At 67.9% G+C, this 16055-nt stretch carries 16 protein-coding genes; 9 read left to right on the top strand and 7 right to left on the bottom strand.

Annotated features, from left to right (window positions below):
- Positions 1 to 135: 135 nt before the first annotated feature.
- On the bottom strand, positions 136 to 684 hold the full coding sequence (locus J8I34_RS21045; RefSeq protein WP_029047868.1) for a TlpA family protein disulfide reductase: 549 nt from the start codon (positions 682 to 684) through the stop codon (positions 136 to 138).
- 50 nt (positions 685 to 734) lie between these two features.
- Positions 735 to 1436 carry a hypothetical protein gene (locus tag J8I34_RS21050; protein ID WP_029047867.1) on the bottom strand — a complete coding sequence of 234 codons (702 nt, stop codon included), beginning with the start codon at positions 1434 to 1436 and terminating at the stop codon, positions 735 to 737.
- Positions 1437 to 1638: 202 nt separating this feature from the next.
- On the opposite strand from J8I34_RS21050, the gene mpl reads away from it, so the two are divergent.
- The 8 genes from mpl to mtgA all read left to right on the top strand — a co-directional run bounded on the left by mpl (position 1639) and on the right by mtgA (position 10155).
- Positions 1639 to 3018, top strand: coding sequence for a UDP-N-acetylmuramate:L-alanyl-gamma-D-glutamyl-meso-diaminopimelate ligase (gene mpl / locus J8I34_RS21055; protein WP_029047866.1), 1380 nt, complete (start codon positions 1639 to 1641; stop codon positions 3016 to 3018).
- A 16-nt stretch (positions 3019 to 3034) separates the two neighbouring features.
- Positions 3035 to 3658: a YqiA/YcfP family alpha/beta fold hydrolase gene (locus J8I34_RS21060; RefSeq protein WP_029047865.1), complete on the top strand. Its 624-nt coding sequence runs from the start codon at positions 3035 to 3037 to the stop codon at positions 3656 to 3658.
- Positions 3655 to 4308 (top strand): chorismate--pyruvate lyase family protein, encoded by a 654-nt coding sequence (locus J8I34_RS21065; protein WP_209774191.1) that lies wholly within the window; start codon positions 3655 to 3657, stop codon positions 4306 to 4308. Before J8I34_RS21060 ends, J8I34_RS21065 begins: the two co-directional genes overlap by 4 nt.
- Before the next feature lie 4 nt (positions 4309 to 4312).
- Positions 4313 to 5053, top strand: coding sequence for a 3-oxoacyl-ACP reductase FabG (gene fabG / locus J8I34_RS21070; RefSeq protein WP_209774190.1), 741 nt, complete (start codon positions 4313 to 4315; stop codon positions 5051 to 5053).
- A 239-nt stretch (positions 5054 to 5292) separates the two neighbouring features.
- On the top strand, positions 5293 to 7425 hold the full coding sequence (locus tag J8I34_RS21075; protein WP_209806898.1) for a ribonuclease catalytic domain-containing protein: 2133 nt from the start codon (positions 5293 to 5295) through the stop codon (positions 7423 to 7425).
- A 111-nt stretch (positions 7426 to 7536) separates the two neighbouring features.
- On the top strand, positions 7537 to 8469 hold the full coding sequence (locus tag J8I34_RS21080; protein ID WP_029047861.1) for an energy transducer TonB: 933 nt from the start codon (positions 7537 to 7539) through the stop codon (positions 8467 to 8469).
- Positions 8469 to 9368 carry a shikimate dehydrogenase gene (gene aroE / locus J8I34_RS21085; protein ID WP_035877864.1) on the top strand — a complete coding sequence of 300 codons (900 nt, stop codon included), beginning with the start codon at positions 8469 to 8471 and terminating at the stop codon, positions 9366 to 9368. The genes J8I34_RS21080 and aroE overlap by 1 nt, the downstream gene beginning before the upstream one ends.
- 85 nt (positions 9369 to 9453) lie before the next feature.
- Complete coding sequence (gene mtgA, locus J8I34_RS21090) at positions 9454 to 10155, top strand: monofunctional biosynthetic peptidoglycan transglycosylase (RefSeq protein WP_209774323.1); 702 nt, start codon at positions 9454 to 9456, stop codon at positions 10153 to 10155.
- A 63-nt stretch (positions 10156 to 10218) separates the two neighbouring features.
- Here the strand turns inward: mtgA and corA are convergent, their stop codons facing one another.
- Positions 10219 to 11181 (bottom strand): magnesium/cobalt transporter CorA, encoded by a 963-nt coding sequence (corA, locus tag J8I34_RS21095; RefSeq protein ID WP_029047858.1) that lies wholly within the window; start codon positions 11179 to 11181, stop codon positions 10219 to 10221.
- A gap of 546 nt (positions 11182 to 11727) precedes the next feature.
- Positions 11728 to 12627, bottom strand: a complete 900-nt coding sequence (locus J8I34_RS21100; protein ID WP_209774185.1) for a DMT family transporter — start codon at positions 12625 to 12627, stop codon at positions 11728 to 11730.
- Positions 12628 to 12825: 198 nt separating this feature from the next.
- Between J8I34_RS21100 and pyrF the strand changes: the two genes are divergently transcribed.
- Positions 12826 to 13644, top strand: coding sequence for an orotidine-5'-phosphate decarboxylase (gene pyrF / locus J8I34_RS21105; RefSeq protein WP_029047856.1), 819 nt, complete (start codon positions 12826 to 12828; stop codon positions 13642 to 13644).
- A gap of 83 nt (positions 13645 to 13727) precedes the next feature.
- Here the strand turns inward: pyrF and J8I34_RS21110 are convergent, their stop codons facing one another.
- The 3 genes from J8I34_RS21110 to thiL all read right to left on the bottom strand — a co-directional run bounded on the left by J8I34_RS21110 (position 13728) and on the right by thiL (position 15943).
- Positions 13728 to 14225: a CinA family protein gene (locus J8I34_RS21110; RefSeq protein WP_029047855.1), complete on the bottom strand. Its 498-nt coding sequence runs from the start codon at positions 14223 to 14225 to the stop codon at positions 13728 to 13730.
- A 34-nt stretch (positions 14226 to 14259) separates the two neighbouring features.
- Positions 14260 to 14826, bottom strand: a complete 567-nt coding sequence (locus J8I34_RS21115; RefSeq protein WP_029047854.1) for a phosphatidylglycerophosphatase A family protein — start codon at positions 14824 to 14826, stop codon at positions 14260 to 14262.
- 136 nt (positions 14827 to 14962) lie between these two features.
- On the bottom strand, positions 14963 to 15943 hold the full coding sequence (thiL, locus tag J8I34_RS21120) for a thiamine-phosphate kinase (protein WP_029047853.1): 981 nt from the start codon (positions 15941 to 15943) through the stop codon (positions 14963 to 14965).
- Positions 15944 to 16055 lie beyond the last annotated feature (112 nt).

Raw genomic sequence — 16055 nt, forward strand, 5'->3', positions numbered from 1 at the left:
AAGGCTCCCGGGGCGTTCGGGCGATTCGGAGGCGTTTTCGGCACTTTCTCAGTCTCCCGGCCTGAAAACGGAATAAATCGTGCGAGAAATCCGAAATTGACCGGAGATACCGAAAGAACTTACTCCACTGCGTCCTCAGGTGCGCGGCAGCACTGCGCGCAGCTCTTCCGCGGTGACGCGGCCCATCTTGCGGTACTTGACGGTGCCGTCGGGGTTGATGACCACGGTATAGGGCAGGCCGCCGGCGCTGTTGCCAAAGTTGCGCGACAGCTCCGTGCCGGCAAAGCCTGCCACCGCGAGCGGATAGGCGACTGGTACCTTACGGGTGAACTGCTGAATATTGCTGGCTGAATCGATACCGATGCCGACAAACTCGACTTGCCGGTTCCTGTATTCCTCGTGCAGCGCGGTCAGCTCGGGCATTTCTTCCACGCAGGGGCCGCACCACGGTGCCCAGAAATTCACCACCAGCGTCTTGCCGCGCAGCTTGCCCAGGTCAAGCTCGGTGCCGGCAGGGTCCGGCAGCCGCGTCTGGAAGAACGCCTCCACCGCCTGGTCGTTCGCGGGCTTGGGGGAGAACACGAAGTGGCCGGCAAGCGCTCCAGCGGCGCAGGCGACGACGGCAACCCCGATCCACAGCCAGAGGCGGGAACGGCGGACGGGCGAAGTGACAGTGTCGGTCATGGGCGAGCTGGGCTGTTGAGCATTAGTAGGCAGCGTAGCCGATCAGGCTTTCAGGCCGCGTTTCCGGCCGGGCCGGTGCCGGCATCTTCGCCGATCAGCGCGCGTACTGCCTGCAGGTCCGCGCGAGCGAGCCGTCCGGAAGCATCGGCACGCACGGCGCCGCGTTCGTCGACGGCATCATACAGTGCAATATGGATGCCAACGGGCACGCCCAGTTCCGCGCGCACCTCGCCGGCCAGCTGCCGGGCCTCGCGGCGCTCGGGCCACTGGCCCTTCCACAGGAAGCTCAGGGTCTCCACATCGGCGCGGCCCCCGAAGTGACGGCTTTCGCTGGTTTCGAAGTCGACCCCGGCGTTCAGCAGGTGCAGCGTGGCGTCCTTGGCGCTGTCGCAGAAGCACTGCAGATAGATATCCGAGTGCTCGGTGGCCGTGCCGTTCAGCACGGCGCCCACGAGGTAGGGCCGGAACGGCGCCAGGTCCTCCATGGTCAGCAGCGCCACGCGGCGCAGCAGGGCCAGCACGCGCGGCTGGGTGTCGCCATGGAACAGCGCCTGGTAGGCACGCACTTCGGCCTCGACCTGGTCGTTATCGGGCAGCCATTCGCCGGGCACGCGCTGTTCGCCCAGCACCTGGCGGGCGGCCTTGCGCTTGGCGGTGGCATAGTCGGCGCCGTCCTCGGCGATCATACGGGCGGCGGCCTGGGCGATTTCCTCGCGCAGGCGGTTGGGGTCGGGCGGGGTACGTCGGCTCATTGCCCCATGATACCGGAGCGCAGCCGGGGCGCTGTGGGGCAGGCAAGCGCGGGTGCGGCGGTGCAGCGAACGCCGCCGGCGCTCGGGTACAATCGAAGGCTTCCTGCCCGGCCTGCCATCACCATGCGGCCACGCTGCCGCCGCGCGTGCGCCGGGTGCCGAGTCCCCCAAGCCTGCGGGCTTCATGTCTTCCCGGGAACCCATGCATATTCATATCCTTGGCATCTGCGGCACCTTCATGGGCGGCCTGGCGGTGCTGGCCAAGCAGGCCGGCCATCGCGTCACCGGCTGCGATGCCAATGTCTATCCGCCGATGAGCACCCAGCTGGAAGCGCAGGGCATCGAGCTGATCGAAGGCTTCGACCCCGCCCAGCTGGCGCTGGAGCCAGACCTCTTCGTGATCGGCAACGTGGTGTCGCGCGGTAATCCGCTGATGGAAGCCATCCTCGATCGCAACCTGCCTTATGTGTCCGGCCCGCAATGGCTGGGCGAGCACGTGCTGGCGCGCAAATGGGTGCTGGCGGTGGCCGGCACGCACGGCAAGACCACCACCACGTCGATGCTGGCCTGGATCCTGGAGGATGCCGGCTACAACCCGGGCTTCCTGGTGGGCGGCGTGCCGCAGAATTTTGGCATCTCGGCGCGCGTGACCGAATCCGACTTCTTCGTGATCGAGGCCGACGAGTACGACACCGCGTTCTTCGACAAGCGCAGCAAGTTCGTGCATTACCGCCCGCGCACCGCGATCCTGAACAACCTGGAATACGATCACGCCGACATCTTCCCGGATCTCGCGGCGATCGAGACGCAGTTCCACCACCTGGTCCGAACCGTGCCGGGCCAGGGCCGCCTCATCGTCAACGGCGTCGAGGAAAGCCTGGCGCGCGTGCTCGAGCGCGGTTGCTGGAGCGAAGTCGAACAGTTCGGCGTGGGCGACTGGCGCGAGAGCGATGCCGCCCACACCGCGCGGCCGGGCAAGGATGCCTTCGACGTCTGGTTTGGCGGTGCCGTGGTCGGCACCGTGGTGTGGGACCTGCAGGGCACGCACAACCGCATGAACGCGCTGGCGGCAATCGCGGCGGCGCGCCACGTGGGCGTGCCGGCGGAGCAGGCGATCGCCTCGCTGTCGCGCTTCGCCAACGTCAAGCGCCGCATGGAAGTACGCGGCGAGGTCGGCGGCGTGACCGTCTACGATGACTTCGCCCACCACCCGACCGCGATCCAGACCACGCTGGAAGGGCTGCGCCGCCGCGTCGGCGATGCCCGCATCCTGGCGGTGCTGGAGCCGCGCTCGAACACCATGAAGCTGGGCGTGATGAAAGCCCAGCTGCCGGCCAGCCTGGAGCAGGCCGACCTGGTGTTCGGCTACGGCGCCCCGGCCGGCAAGGACGCGCTGGGCTGGGACCTGGCCGAATCGCTGGCGCCGCTGGGCGACAAGGCAACCGCGTTCCAGGACCTGGGGGCGCTGGTGCAGGCCGTGCGCGCCGCGGCGCGGCCGGGCGACCACGTGCTGGTAATGAGCAACGGCGGCTTCGGCGGCGTGCACCAGAAACTGCTGGACGCGCTGGCCGCGGCAGCCTGAGCCGGAAGGGACCGCCATGCTGCTGTACCTGCACGGATTCCGCTCCTCACCGCAGTCGTTCAAGGCGCGGCTGGTGCAGGAGCGCATGCGCGAGTGGGGCGTAGGGCGCTACTACGCCTGCCCGGAGCTCAATGTCTCGCCGGCGCTGGCGATCGCCCAGGCCGAGGCCACCATCCGCGCCGCCCGGGCTGGCGGCGACCAGGAAGTCGCCATCATGGGCTCGTCGCTGGGCGGCTTCTATGCCCGCTGGCTCGGCGAACGCCACGGCTGCAAGACCGTGCTGCTGAACCCGGCGATCCATCCGTGGACCGACCTGGAGCAGTACCTGGGCGAGCAGCCGCTCTGGCACGGCGGTGGCTCGGTCACGGTCGAGCGCCGCCACCTGCAGGAGTTGCTCGAGCTGCGTGTGGCTGCCATCACCCGCCCTGAACGCTATTACCTGCTCGCCGCCACCGGCGACGAGGTACTGGACTACCGGGAAATGGTGGCCGCCTGCCCAGGCGCGAACATCCGCGTGATCGAGGGCAGCGACCACGGCATCAGCGAATTTGCCGACTACGTCGACGACGTGCTCGCCTTCTGCGGCTACGGCCCCGGCGGCAAGGTGCCCGAGGTGCCGGCTGGCGCGGGCGCGGCATGAGCGCGCAGTCTGCGCGCCGCTGCGGCTGGAGTTCGCACCTGGCTTTCGATGCGGCGATCACGCCCAACCTGCGGCGCTGGGTGACCGGCGACGACGGTTCGCTGACGGCGCGGCTGGTGGCCGCGTCCGGGCGCTTTCGCGTGGCGCAGTTGCTGCAGCGCCCGTTGCGGCCGCTGGCCGATGAATGGCAGGTGCTGGGCCAGCATGACCGCGTCCCGGCGCTGACGCGCGAAGTGCTGCTGATCTGCGACGATACTCCCGCCGTCTTTGCCCACACCGTGGTGCGCCTGCGCCATGCACGGCGCGACTGGCCGTTCCTGCGGGGGCTGGGCGCGCGCCCGCTGGGCGGTCGGCTGTTTATCGATCCGGCGGTGACGCGCGACCCGTTCCAGTTCGCGCGGCTGCTGCCGCACCATCCCTTGCGCCAGGCGCTGCAGCGCGTGCTGCCGGCGATGGCGCCGCTGTCCATGCTGCCTGCGCGGCGCTCCGTGTTCCGGCGCGGCGACGGCGTCATGCTCGTGACAGAGGTCTTCTTGCCTGACCTGCTGGCACGGCCAGCCCCGGGGACCAAGGCGATTGCGCTACCGATGTTCCGGCGCACCACAGACCGCGGCCCCGTCACTTCACACACTACCGAAATCAAGAGATAACGAGATGAAACTGCAGGGTCGGGTTGCCATCATCACCGGTGCCGCCGCTGGCATCGGCTTTGCCACCGCGCAGCGCTTCGCCGCCGAGGGCGCCATCGTCGTGCTGTGCGATGTCAATGAAGCACGCGTGCGCGAAGCCACCGGCAAGCTTGCCGGCACCGGCGCCAGCGCAACGGCCTTCCGGGTCGACGTGACCCGCCGCGAAGAAGTCGACGCAATGGTGGCGGCGGTGGTGGCCGCGCACGGCCGCATCGACATCCTGGTCAACAACGCCGGCATCACCAAGGACGCGCGCCTGGTCAAGATGACCGAGGCGCAGTTCGACGCCGTGATCGACGTCAACCTGAAGGGCGTCTTCAACTGCGCCCAGGCAGTCGCCACGATCATGACGGAGCAGGGCAAGGGCGTGATCCTGAACGCTTCCAGCGTGGTCGGCCTGTACGGCAACTTCGGCCAGACCAACTATGCCGCCAGCAAGTTCGGCGTGATCGGCTTCACCAAGACCTGGGCGCGCGAGCTCGGACCCAAGGGCGTGCGCGTCAATGCCGTCTGCCCCGGCTTTGTCAATACCGAGATCCTGCAGGCCGTGCCCGACAAGGTGCTCGAGGGCATGAAGTCGTCGTGCTGGCTGCGCCGCCTGGCCGAGCCGGCCGAGATCGCCAGCATCTATGCCTTCCTGGCCAGCGACGACGCCAGCTACGTCAACGGCGTGGCGATCGAAGCCAGCGGCGGCATGTCGCTCTGACCCGCTCCGAACATTTCCGGCGTCCGCCGGCATGCACCGCCCCTGGGCGCACGCCGGGGTCCGCAGCGGCGGTGCGGTATCATTCCGGGTCTGCGGCCTGGCCTGGTGGCCACGGCGCGGCGCCCGTGCAGCGCGCCGCCCGCCGATGCCGTTCGCACCATTTCTCCCACAGGATCCGCCGCTGCGCCCACTCCGTGGCGCCCCGACGCGGTTCCGCGCATTTCTGAAAGTACCGATCGATGCAGTTGCTGTTCGAAGAAGGCGGCGAGATCCGCGCCGGCACCGTGCTGAACCAGCAGGGCGAGGCCTACCAGGTGGAGCTGCCGGCCGGCAAGCGCACCAAGGTCAAGTCACGCGACGTGCTGCTGCAGTTTGCGCAGCCGTCGGCGATCGAACTGGTCCGCCAGACCGGCGACATGGTGGCCGAGATCGACCTGGACTTCCTGTGGGAATGCGCCCCCGAGGCCGAGTTCGGCTTTGCCGAGCTGGCCGCCGAGTACTACGGCGCCGAGCCCGGCGCGGTGCAGCAGGCGGCGCTTGCGATGGCGCTGCACGGCAACCCCGTGTACTTCCGCCGCAAGGGGCGCGGCCGCTACCAGCGCGCGCCCGAAGACCAGCTCAAGGCCGCGCTGGCCGCGCTCGAGCGCAAGCGCCAGCAGGCGCTGGTGCAGGCTGAATATGAAGAGCAGCTCAAGGCGCTGACGCTGCCGGAATCGTTCCGCAACAAGGTGCTGCAGCTGCTGTTCAAGCCGGACAAGAACAGCCTCGAATACAAGGCAATGGACGCGGCCTGCACCGCGCTCGGCATGACGCCGATGCGGCTGATGGTGGCCGCCGGCGGCGTCGCCAGCGCGCGCGCGCTGCACGAGGCCAAGTTCCTCGCCGAGTGCTTCCCCAAGGGCACCGGCTTTCCCGATACGGACGTGCCCGAGCCGCCCGGCGACCTGCCGCTGGCCGAGGTCGAGGCGTTCTCGATCGACGACGTCACCACCACCGAGATCGACGATGCGCTGTCGGTGACGAAGCTGCCCGACGGCAAGCTGCGCATCGGCATCCATATCGCCGCGCCCGCGCTGGGCATCCGCCGTGGCGAGCCGCTTGACGTGATCGCGCGCCAGCGCCTGTCCACGGTGTACTTCCCGGGCGACAAGATCACCATGCTGCCGGACCCGATGGTCGAGCGCCACACGCTGCAGGAAGGCCGGGTTTGCCCGGCGCTGTCGCTGTACGTGACGGTGGACCCGACGGTGTGGCTGATCACCGGCAGCGAGACCCGCGCCGAGATGGTGCCGATTGCCGCCAACCTGCGCCACAACCTGCTCGACGATGTCATCACCGAGGCCTCGCTGGCCGATGGCACCGGCGACTACCCGTTCCGCGAGGCACTGACCCGGCTGTGGCACTTTGCCGGCTACCTGTACGACGAGCGCCAGAAGGCGCGCCTGGCCAGCGGCCTGCGCCCCGAGACGCACAACCGCGCCGACTTCAACTTCTATCTGGACGACCAGGCCGACGGCAACCAGCGCGTTCGCATCGAGCAGCGCAAGCGCGGCTCGCCGCTGGACAAGATCGTGGCCGAGATGATGATCCTGGCCAACAGCACCTGGGGCAAGCTGCTGGCGGACAATGGCGTGCCCGGCATCTACCGCACGCAGAAGGCGTGGGGCATGCATCGCACCCGCATGCAGACCTACCCGGCACCGCACGAAGGGCTGGGCGTGGCGCAGTACGCGTGGAGCACCTCGCCGCTGCGCCGCTACGTCGACCTGGTCAACCAGTGGCAGATCCTGGCGGTGGCGCAGCATGGCGTGACCGCCAAGCTGGTAGCGCCGTTCAAGCCCAAGGATGCCGACCTGCTGGCCGCCGTGGCTGACTTCGAAGGCACTTATGCCGCCTATGCCGACCACCAGTCGACCATGGAGCGCTACTGGTGCCTGCGCTGGCTCAAGCAGGAGAAACGGGAGCGCATGGTCGCCGCGGTGCTCAAGGAAGGCGCGGTGCGCTTCACCGAGATCCCGCTGGTCACGCGCGTGCCCGAGCTGGTCCAGGCGCAGCGCGGCACCCAGGTGCTGCTGGAGATCGGCGAGACCGACGAGATCACGCTGGAAGTCTCCTGCCGCGTGCTGGAGATCTTTGCCGGCGAGGGCGTGCTGCCTGAGGAAGAGCTGGAAAGCGACGAGGAAGCCGCTGAGATGTCGGCCGAAGCCGCTGCCGAAGCGGCCGCGGAAGATGCCGCCGAGCAGGCCGCCGAGCAGGCCGCCGGGCAGGTTGCCGGAATCGAGGACGAGGCCGAGGCCGCGCCGGGCACCGATGGCGACGCACCGGCGCAGGCGTCGGCTGAGCGCGACACCGGTGGCACCGCCGCCGGCTGAAGCCTTCGGAAATCGGCGGGGCTCACTTACAATGCCTAGCGGCATTCCCGGCCCGCCGGGAATGTCTATTCACCTGTCGCTTCGCACCTTCCGAGCCAAATTCCCGCCATCGTGAACGCCGCACTCGCCGCTCCCCGCCACTGGTGGCACGCCAGGTGGCACAACAGCAGTACGCTGGCCAAGGCGCTGGCCATTTCCGTGGTCGTGCATGCGCTGCTGTTGCTGGTGCGGGTAGCCGCTCCCGAGGTGTTCGAGATCAAGCGCGCGGACTCGCCGCTTGACGTGGTGCTGGTCAACGCGAAATCGGCGCAGAAGCCGCGCAACCCGACCGCGCTGGCGCAAGCCAACCTGGACGGCGGCGGCGACCATGACCTGCAGCGCGCCACCACGCCGCTGCCCGCGCAGACCGTGACGCAGGAGGGCGACCTCGTGCGCCAGGTGCAGCGCCGCGTCGAGCAGCTCGAACTGGAGCAGCAGCGCTTGCTGACGCAGGCGCGCGAGCCCGCGCCTGCGGTGCGCAGCCAGCCGCTCAAGCCCGGCGAGAAGCGCCAGGACGATCCCCGGCGCGGCCAGGACGAGCGCACCTCGGCCGACGAGATGGCCAAGCTTGAAGCCGAGATCGGCCGCAACCTGGACCATTACGCCAAGCGGCCCAAGCGTTTCCAGTTGACCGCCACCAGCGCGCAGGCGGTCGATTACGCGCAGTACTACGACCGGCTGCGCCGCAAGATCGAGGCGCGCGGCACCACCGATTTCCCGCAACGTAATGGCAAGCCGTTGTATGGCCAGTTGATCCTGGTGATCAACGTCAACCGGCTCGGCAAGCTCGGCTACAACCGCGATGGCTACAACGTCGACGCCATCGACGTGGTCAAGAGCTCGGGCGACCCCGCGCTGGACCGCCAGGCCGTGGCGATCGTGCGCGCGGCCGCGCCGTTCGGCGCCTTCACCGCGGAAATGGCGGCGCGCCAGGACATCCTGGAAGTCATTTCCACCTTCAAGTTTTCGCGCAGCGGGCTGGAAACCCGGCTGCAGGCACGCTGATGACAACTCCAGACACTAAGCCAGAGAGCACCCAGAACACGCCGGACCAGTATGTGGTGATCGGCAATCCCATCGCGCACAGCCGTTCGCCGGCGATCCACGCCGCCTTTGCGCGCCAGACCGGCGAGGCGGTGCAGTACGGCCGGCTGGAGGCGCCGCTGGACGGGTTTGCCGATACCGTGCGCAAGTTCTTCGCCGACGGCGGCTACGGCTGCAATGTGACCGTGCCGTTCAAGCTGGAGGCCTATGATTTGGCCGACCGCCTGACCGAGCGTGCCGAAGCCGCCGGCGCGGTCAACACGCTGTGGATCGAGGATGGCCTGATCCATGGCGACAACACCGATGGCGTGGGCCTGGTGCGCGATATCCAGGACAACCTCGACACGCTCGTCGAAGGCAAGCGCGTGCTGCTGCTGGGCGCGGGTGGCGCGGCCATGGGCGCGATGCTGCCGCTGATCGAAGCGCGTCCGTCGCGCATCGTAGTGGCCAACCGCACTGCGTCGCGCGCCAGCGACATGCTGGAAGAGTTCGTCGAAGCGGCCGACCAGTTCGGCGTGGAGCTGTGGGGCGGTGGTCTCGATGCGCTGGAAGGCCTGTCCGAGGACGAGGCCTGCGACATCGTGATCAATGCCTCGTCGAGCAGCCTGCATGGCGAAGTACCCCCGCTGCCCGAGTTCCTGCTTGGCGAAGGCGTGCTGGCCTACGACATGATGTACGGTGCCGAGCCGACCGTGTTCCTGCAGTTCGCCGCGCGCTGCGGTGCGCGCACCAGCGACGGCCTGGGCATGCTGGTCGAGCAGGCCGCCGAGGCCTTCTATATCTGGCGCGGCGTGCGCCCCCGTACCGCTCCCGTGCTGGCCGAACTGCGCGACGCGCTGCAGGCCGAACGCAAGGGCTGAGCGGGCGTCGCCAGCCGTGGCCATCCGCAACCGCACGGCCAGCGCCGCCCGCGGCGCTGCTTCCGCCGGATCGGTACTGAATCCGGTGCGCTGGCTCGGCTACCTGCTGGGCTGCATGGTCGCGGGCGTGCTGGCGATGCAGTTGTATTTCTTCGTGCAGATTGCCAGCTGGCAGTACGTCAACCCGTCGAGCACGACCTTCATGCGGGCCGAGCGCTGGCGGCTGTGCGGCTTCAACCTGTGGAGCTGCGGGCTGGAACGCGAGTGGGTGCCGTATGAGCGCATCTCGCGCAACCTCAAGCGCGCGGTGATCGCCAGCGAGGATTCGGGCTTCGTCAACCATCCCGGCTACGAACTCGACGCCATGCTCGATGCCTGGGAGCGCAACAAGAAGCGCGGCCGCATCGTGCGCGGCGCATCGACGATTACGCAGCAGCTGGCCAAGAACCTGTTCCTGTCATCCGAGCAGCATTACCTGCGCAAGGGGCAGGAGCTGGCGATCACGTGGATGCTGGAGTTCTGGCTCGACAAGCAGCGCATCTACGAGATCTACCTGAATTCGGTGGAGTGGGGCGAGGGCGTGTTCGGCGCGCAGGCCGCGGCGCAGCATTACTTCCGCACCAGTGCCGACAAGCTCAGCATTGGCCAGTCGGCGCGTCTGGCGGCAGCGCTGCCGGCGCCCAAGTGCTTCGACAAGAAGGAATACTGCGCCAACGTGCGGGTGAATTTCCGCGCCAAGGCGGGAATCATCGCGCGCCGGATGGGCGCGGCGACGTTGCCGGACTGAGGGTTTGCTCCCCCTCTCCCACTTGTAGGAGAGGGGGAGCGAGGCAGTGATCGATTCAAAGCCTCAGCCCAGCCACCCCTTGCGGCGGAAATACGCCAGCGGAATCACCGCCGACACCGCCATCAGCGCGATTGCCCACGGATACCCCGCAGCCCAGTCCAGTTCCGGCATGAACTTGAAGTTCATGCCGTAGATGCTCGCGATCAGCGTGGGCGGCATCAGCGCCACCGACACCACCGAGAACAGTTTGATGATCTTGTTCTGGTTGATGTTGATGAAACCGACGGTCGCATCCATCAGGAAGTTGATCTTGTCGAACAGGAACGCGGTGTGGTTCTCGATCGAGTCGATATCGCGCAGGATCTGGCGTGCTTCGTCCTGCTGCTCGGCCGACAGCAGCTGGCTGCGCATCAGGAACGACACCGCGCGGCGCGTGTCCATCACGTTGCGGCGGATGCGGCCGTTCAGGTCTTCCTCGCGCGCGATGGTTTCCAGCACGTCGGCCGCGGCGGCATCGGTCACGTTCTCGGCCAGCACGCGGCGGCTGGCTTCTTCCAGGCGTTCGTAGATTTCCTCGATCGAGTCGGCCGAGTATTCCGCATCGGTCGCGTACAGGTCCATCAGCACGTCCTTGGCATTGCGCACCGAGCCCGGGCGCATGCGCGCGCGCAGCCGCACCAGCCGGAACACCGGCAGGTCCTCGTCGTGGATGGAGAACAGGACGTCCTTGGTCAGCACGAAGGCCACGCGCACGTTGCGCGACACCTCTTCCTCGGCGAGCAGGAAGTCGGTGCGGATATGGATATTCTCGTCCTCGCCCTCGAAATAGCGTGCCGACGCCTCCAGGTCGCCCAGGTCTTCCAGCTCGGGAAGGGCGACGCCGTAGGCTTCCTTGATCCAGTTCAGCTCTTCGTCGTCAGGGTTGACGACATCGATCCAGATCGGCTTGTGCTGCAGCAGCTCATTGCGCTCGTCGACTTGCTCCTGGGCAAGCCGGCCTTTCTGCAGGACGAACAGGTTGATCATCCCCGGGATTCCTTATTGCTGATTTGCGACGAAAAACAATGACAAGCGCGAAGACAAGCGCAGGCGGCTCGCCGCATCCCAGGTATTGCGTCATGCCCCGTCATGGCCCTGCGGCAAGCCGCGAAAGGCCGGGCCACGGGCAAGCGTGATCGCGCTGTCCCGCGGCTGCGCGGGGCAGGGCGGACAAGGCGATGGCGTTTGCCTGGGTTGGCTGGCTAGCCGGGAGAGGGAGGATCCGCCACGGTGAGGCGCGCATGAAGGCGCCGCCGGTGGCACGGAAAGACACTCGCCCGCAGTTCGGACTGCGGGCAAGGCCGACGAAGCGCGGAGCCGGGTGCTCCGGGCGGGTCGTCGTTACGCAGCCCGCAGTGACATGGCATTCGCAGTAGCCGCATGACTGCGCCAACTCGAACACCCGATGCTACTGCCCACGTAATTTCTCCGGGATTGTGATGGCCGCGAGTGTAGCCCAACGAAGGGGCGCTTGTTAAGTGAAATCTCGGTGGAGGCTGCGCCGCCGTTGTGCTCCGCCCCCGGCCGGCAGCCTCAGCCCATGGCACCGCGCAGCCGGCGCCACAACAGCGGCACCAGCATCACCGAGGACAGCGACATGAACATCAGCACGATGGCGGCGTAGTCCTGCCAGTGCGGCTGCTCGCCCAGCAGCCACATGCCCGAGAACACGCCGACCACCGGGATGAACATGATCGACAGGCTCGACACCACCGGCGGCAGGCTGCGCGCCAGGCCGAACCACACCAGGTGGCAGAAGGCAAAGACCACCACCGCGTTGTAGGCGATCGCGCCCCATTCGACGGCGGTCGGCATGCGCCAGCCGTGCTCCAGCAGCAGCGTGCCGGCGAGCAGGAAGGGCAGGGTCGCCAGCAGCATCCAGAAGGTCATGGCGCCGATTGGCACGTCGGTCTGGGTACGCTTCATCAGCTGGGTGCCGAAGCCCCAGCCGGCGGCGGCAAGCAGCATCAGCAGCGTGCCGGCGGGGCTGCCGGTCAGCGCGCTGATCTCGCCCGACAGCAGCAGCACCGTGCCCGCCAGCGCGCAGGCGATGCCGACCCAGGCAAAGCCACCGATGCGTTCGCGGAAGAAGACCAGGCCCCACACCACGGCCCAGATCGGCATGGTGTAGCCAAGAATGGCGGCACGCCCCGACGACAGCATCTTGACCGCGCAGATCGCGAACAGGTGCCACACCACCATGTTGGGCAGGGCGAGGCGGAACACCGTGCCCCATTCGCGCCGCGGCACCGCCAGCGAATCGCCGCGCAGGCGCAATGCCAGGCCAAGCGCGGCCACGCCGCCGGCCATGCACAGCAGGCGGAAACCCATCGGGGGGAAGTGCGCCACGCCGACCTTCATGATGGGCCAGTTGATGCCCCAGGCCAGGGTGAGGACGACGAGCAGGAAAATACCGCGGCGATCGAGAGACATACTGCAGGGCGGCTGTGCGCGATGCCGCTCTTTGTTTTGAGAGGAAGCGCAAAACGATAGCACGCAGCGGGTAAAATTGCCGGAAACGACATATGCTGCAGGGATGAAAGGTTTTCACGCCGCTGCGGCCAACCGTGCCGGCCCGGGACTTTGAGGTTCCATGAGGCGCCGGCGCCACCAGGATATTTCGAGCATCCCATGACTTTCACCGAGCAGCTTGCTGGCGCCTGGCAGCGCAACGATTCCCTACTCTGCGTCGGGCTCGATCCTGATCCGCAAAAGCTGCCGCTGTCGCTGACCGGAGCGGGCGGCGCGATATTCTCGTTCTGCCGCGAGATCGTCGACGCCACCGCCGACCTGGTCTGCGCCTTCAAGCCGCAGATCGCGTATTTCCATTCGCAGCGTGCCGAAGACCAGCTCGAGCAGCTGATCCACTACATCCACGACGCCCACCCTGGCATCCCGGTGATCCTGGACGCCAAGCGCGGCGATATCGGCTCGACCGCCGAGCACTATGCGCTGGAAGCGTTCGAGCGCTACAAGGCCGATGCGGTCACGGTCAGCCCCTACATGGGCTTCGATTCGATGCAGCCGTACCTTGCCTACCCGGATCGCGGCGTGATCGTGCTGTGCCGCACTTCCAACCCGGGTGGCTCCGACGTGCAGTTCCTGCAGGTCGATGGCAAGCCGCTGTACCAGCTGGTGGCCGAGGCTGCGCGCGAGCGCTGGAACACCACCGGCCAGATGGGCCTGGTTGTGGGCGCCACCTTCCCCAACGAAATCGCGCGCGTGCGCCAGATCGTCGGCGACATGCCGCTGCTGATCCCGGGCATCGGCGCGCAGGGCGGCGATATCGAGGCAACGGTCAAGGCCGGGCGTACCGCGGATGGCACCGGCATGATGATCAACTCGTCGCGGGCGATCCTGTATGCCAGCAGCGATAAGGATTTCGCGTCTGCGGCGCGCAATGTCGCGCTGCAGACGCGGGAGACCATCAACCGCTACCGCCACGGCTGATTGCCGCACGCGGCAGGACAAAAAAACCGCGCCAGCCTGGCGCGGTTTTTTGTTGGCGGCGTGGGATGCCGATGGCAGCGGACTCAGGCCTCGTTGCGCAACAGCTCCAGCAAGCCCCGCATCGCGTGCTCTGCCGCCTGCCGGCGGATCTGCGCCCGGTCGCCCGGGAAGCGCTGGGTTTCCACGATGGTGGTGATGCGGTTGCTCCAGCCGAAACACACCATGCCCACCGGCTTTTCCGGCGTGCCGCCGTTGGGTCCGGCCACACCGGTGATCGACAGCGAAACCTGCGCGCGGCTGTTCAGCAGCGCCCCTTCCGCCATCGCGCGCGCAACCTCTTCGCTGACCGCGCCGTGGTCGCGGATCAGCTTGGCCGGCACGCCCAGCATCGTCGACTTGGCTTCGTTGGAATAGGTGACAAAGCCGCGCTCGAACCAGCCGGACGAACCCGACACATCGGTGATGGCGGCGGCGACCAGCCCGCCGGTACAGGACTCGGCGGTGGCCAGCATCAGGGATTTGTCGGCAAGGGCGACGCCGGACTGGACGGCAAGCTGGTCGAGCAGGCGGCTGACTGACATGATGGACTCGGGGATTTGTTGGAAAGGGTCGGGCTCAGAACGAGCGCCACAGCGCGAACACCAGCAGCGTGTAGAAGGCCGCGAAGATATCGTCGAACATTACGCCGAAGCCGCCGCGCAGGCCGGGGCCCTTGAGCGTGCGGTCGTAGTAGGCGATCGGCGCGGGCTTGGCGATATCGAACAGCCGGAACCACAGGAAGGCGGCGAACTGCCCCCAGAATCCGGTCGGCGTGACAAAGGCCAGCACCAGCCAGAACGCGATGATCTCGTCCCAGACCATGCTGCCGTGGTCATGCAAGCCCATGTCGCGGGCGGTCCTGGCGCAGGCCCACAGGCCCACCAGGAAGCCGCCGGCGATGATCCACAGCCAGGTGGTCGGCTCGATCCACAGCGACACCACCACGAACGACAGCCACGCGTAGAGCGTGCCGACCGTTCCGGGGCTGACCGGAGACAGGCCCGAGCCGAGGCCGAAGGCGATCAGGTGGGCCGGATGGGCCAGCATGAAGCGCGCCGTCGGGCGCGTGACCTTGACGGTCTGGCCGGCTTCCAGGGTCATGGCGGGGTCGCGGGGGGCGGCCCCGGAGGGGATGGTGGACATCAAGGTTGGCTCGTGTGATGCGGATGCTGCTTATGGTTATGGCCGGCTTGCTACTGTGGCTGCTATGTGGCAGGCGGGACTCCCGTTCCCGCGCGGCGCGCCGATGCCGGCATCATGACACGCCTGTGCCCCGGTGTCAGGAGGAGGCGAAGTGGTCGAAGCTGGCGCCGGTGTAGCGGGTCGGGTTGCCGGCATGGTCGACCAGGCGCAGGCCCGGCTCCGGCGTGATCGTGCCGACGCGCGTGAGCGGCAGCGCCAGTCGCTCGCTGATCGCGGCGAGAGCGTCGCGGTTGCCCGCCGGGGCGGTGAAGCACAGCTCGTAGTCGTCGCCCCCGGCCAGCGTGCATTCGCGCTGGATCGCTTCCGGCTGACTGGCCAGCACCGCCGAGCGCGGCAGCGCGTCGACATCGATCAGTGCACCCACCTGCGAGCGTGCCAGGATATGGCCGAGGTCGCCGATCAGGCCGTCGGAGATATCTAGTGCCGCATGCGCCACACCCCGGAGCGCCATGCCCAGCGCCACGCGCGGCGTCGGCGTATCCATGCGCGGGCGTACCTGGGTGAAGTCGGGTTCGGGCAGCAGCCATTCGCCACGGCAGTCGCCCAATGCCAGGCGTGCGTCGCCAAGCGTGCCGGAGATCCAGATATCGTCGCCCGGACGTGCCGCGTCGCGGCGCAGCGCGGCGCGGTGCGGGACATCGCCGAAAACGGTCAGCGACAGCGTCAGCGGGCCGCGCGTGGTGTCGCCGCCGACCAGCTCGCAGCCGTGGGCGTCGGCCAGGGCCAGCATGCCGTCGGCCAGTTCGGCCAGCCATGCCGGGTCGGCCTCGGGCAGGGCCAGGGCGAGCGTGAAGGCGCGCGGCTCGGCACCCATCGCGGCGAGGTCGGACAGGTTGACCGCCAGTGCCTTGTGGCCAAGCGCGCGCGGGGCCACGTCCGCGAAGAAATGGCGGCCGCTGACCAGCATGTCGGTGCTGATGGCGAGGTAGTGCCCCGGGCGGCCTTCGATCAGCGCGCAGTCGTCGCCCACGCCGAGTGCGGCTTTGTGCACCGGCCTGGTGAAGTAGCGGCGGATCAGGTCGAACTCGGAAAGCTGGGCGGGCTGGGCGTCGGACATCGCGGCGAGCTGGAAGTGCTGGCAGTGGAAAGGTGTTTGCCCGGCCGGCGGGCACCGGAGGGACGGAAGGGCTCGGAAGGGCGCATCAGGATGCGGCGGCGGCAGCGTTTCA

The organism is Cupriavidus phytohabitans (genome assembly GCF_017815025.1).
Lineage (GTDB): Bacteria > Pseudomonadota > Gammaproteobacteria > Burkholderiales > Burkholderiaceae > Cupriavidus.

Coding starts and splice junctions, on each gene's coding strand:
- J8I34_RS21045 (WP_029047868.1), bottom strand. CDS start 684: ATGACCGACACTGTCACTTCGCCCGTCCGCCGTTCCCGCCTCTGGCTG.
- J8I34_RS21050 (WP_029047867.1), bottom strand. CDS start 1,436: ATGAGCCGACGTACCCCGCCCGACCCCAACCGCCTGCGCGAGGAAATC.
- mpl (WP_029047866.1), top strand. CDS start 1,639: ATGCATATTCATATCCTTGGCATCTGCGGCACCTTCATGGGCGGCCTG.
- J8I34_RS21060 (WP_029047865.1), top strand. CDS start 3,035: ATGCTGCTGTACCTGCACGGATTCCGCTCCTCACCGCAGTCGTTCAAG.
- J8I34_RS21065 (WP_209774191.1), top strand. CDS start 3,655: ATGAGCGCGCAGTCTGCGCGCCGCTGCGGCTGGAGTTCGCACCTGGCT.
- fabG (WP_209774190.1), top strand. CDS start 4,313: ATGAAACTGCAGGGTCGGGTTGCCATCATCACCGGTGCCGCCGCTGGC.
- J8I34_RS21075 (WP_209806898.1), top strand. CDS start 5,293: ATGCAGTTGCTGTTCGAAGAAGGCGGCGAGATCCGCGCCGGCACCGTG.
- aroE (WP_035877864.1), top strand. CDS start 8,469: ATGACAACTCCAGACACTAAGCCAGAGAGCACCCAGAACACGCCGGAC.
- corA (WP_029047858.1), bottom strand. CDS start 11,181: ATGATCAACCTGTTCGTCCTGCAGAAAGGCCGGCTTGCCCAGGAGCAA.
- J8I34_RS21100 (WP_209774185.1), bottom strand. CDS start 12,627: ATGTCTCTCGATCGCCGCGGTATTTTCCTGCTCGTCGTCCTCACCCTG.
- pyrF (WP_029047856.1), top strand. CDS start 12,826: ATGACTTTCACCGAGCAGCTTGCTGGCGCCTGGCAGCGCAACGATTCC.
- J8I34_RS21110 (WP_029047855.1), bottom strand. CDS start 14,225: ATGTCAGTCAGCCGCCTGCTCGACCAGCTTGCCGTCCAGTCCGGCGTC.
- J8I34_RS21115 (WP_029047854.1), bottom strand. CDS start 14,826: ATGTCCACCATCCCCTCCGGGGCCGCCCCCCGCGACCCCGCCATGACC.
- thiL (WP_029047853.1), bottom strand. CDS start 15,943: ATGTCCGACGCCCAGCCCGCCCAGCTTTCCGAGTTCGACCTGATCCGC.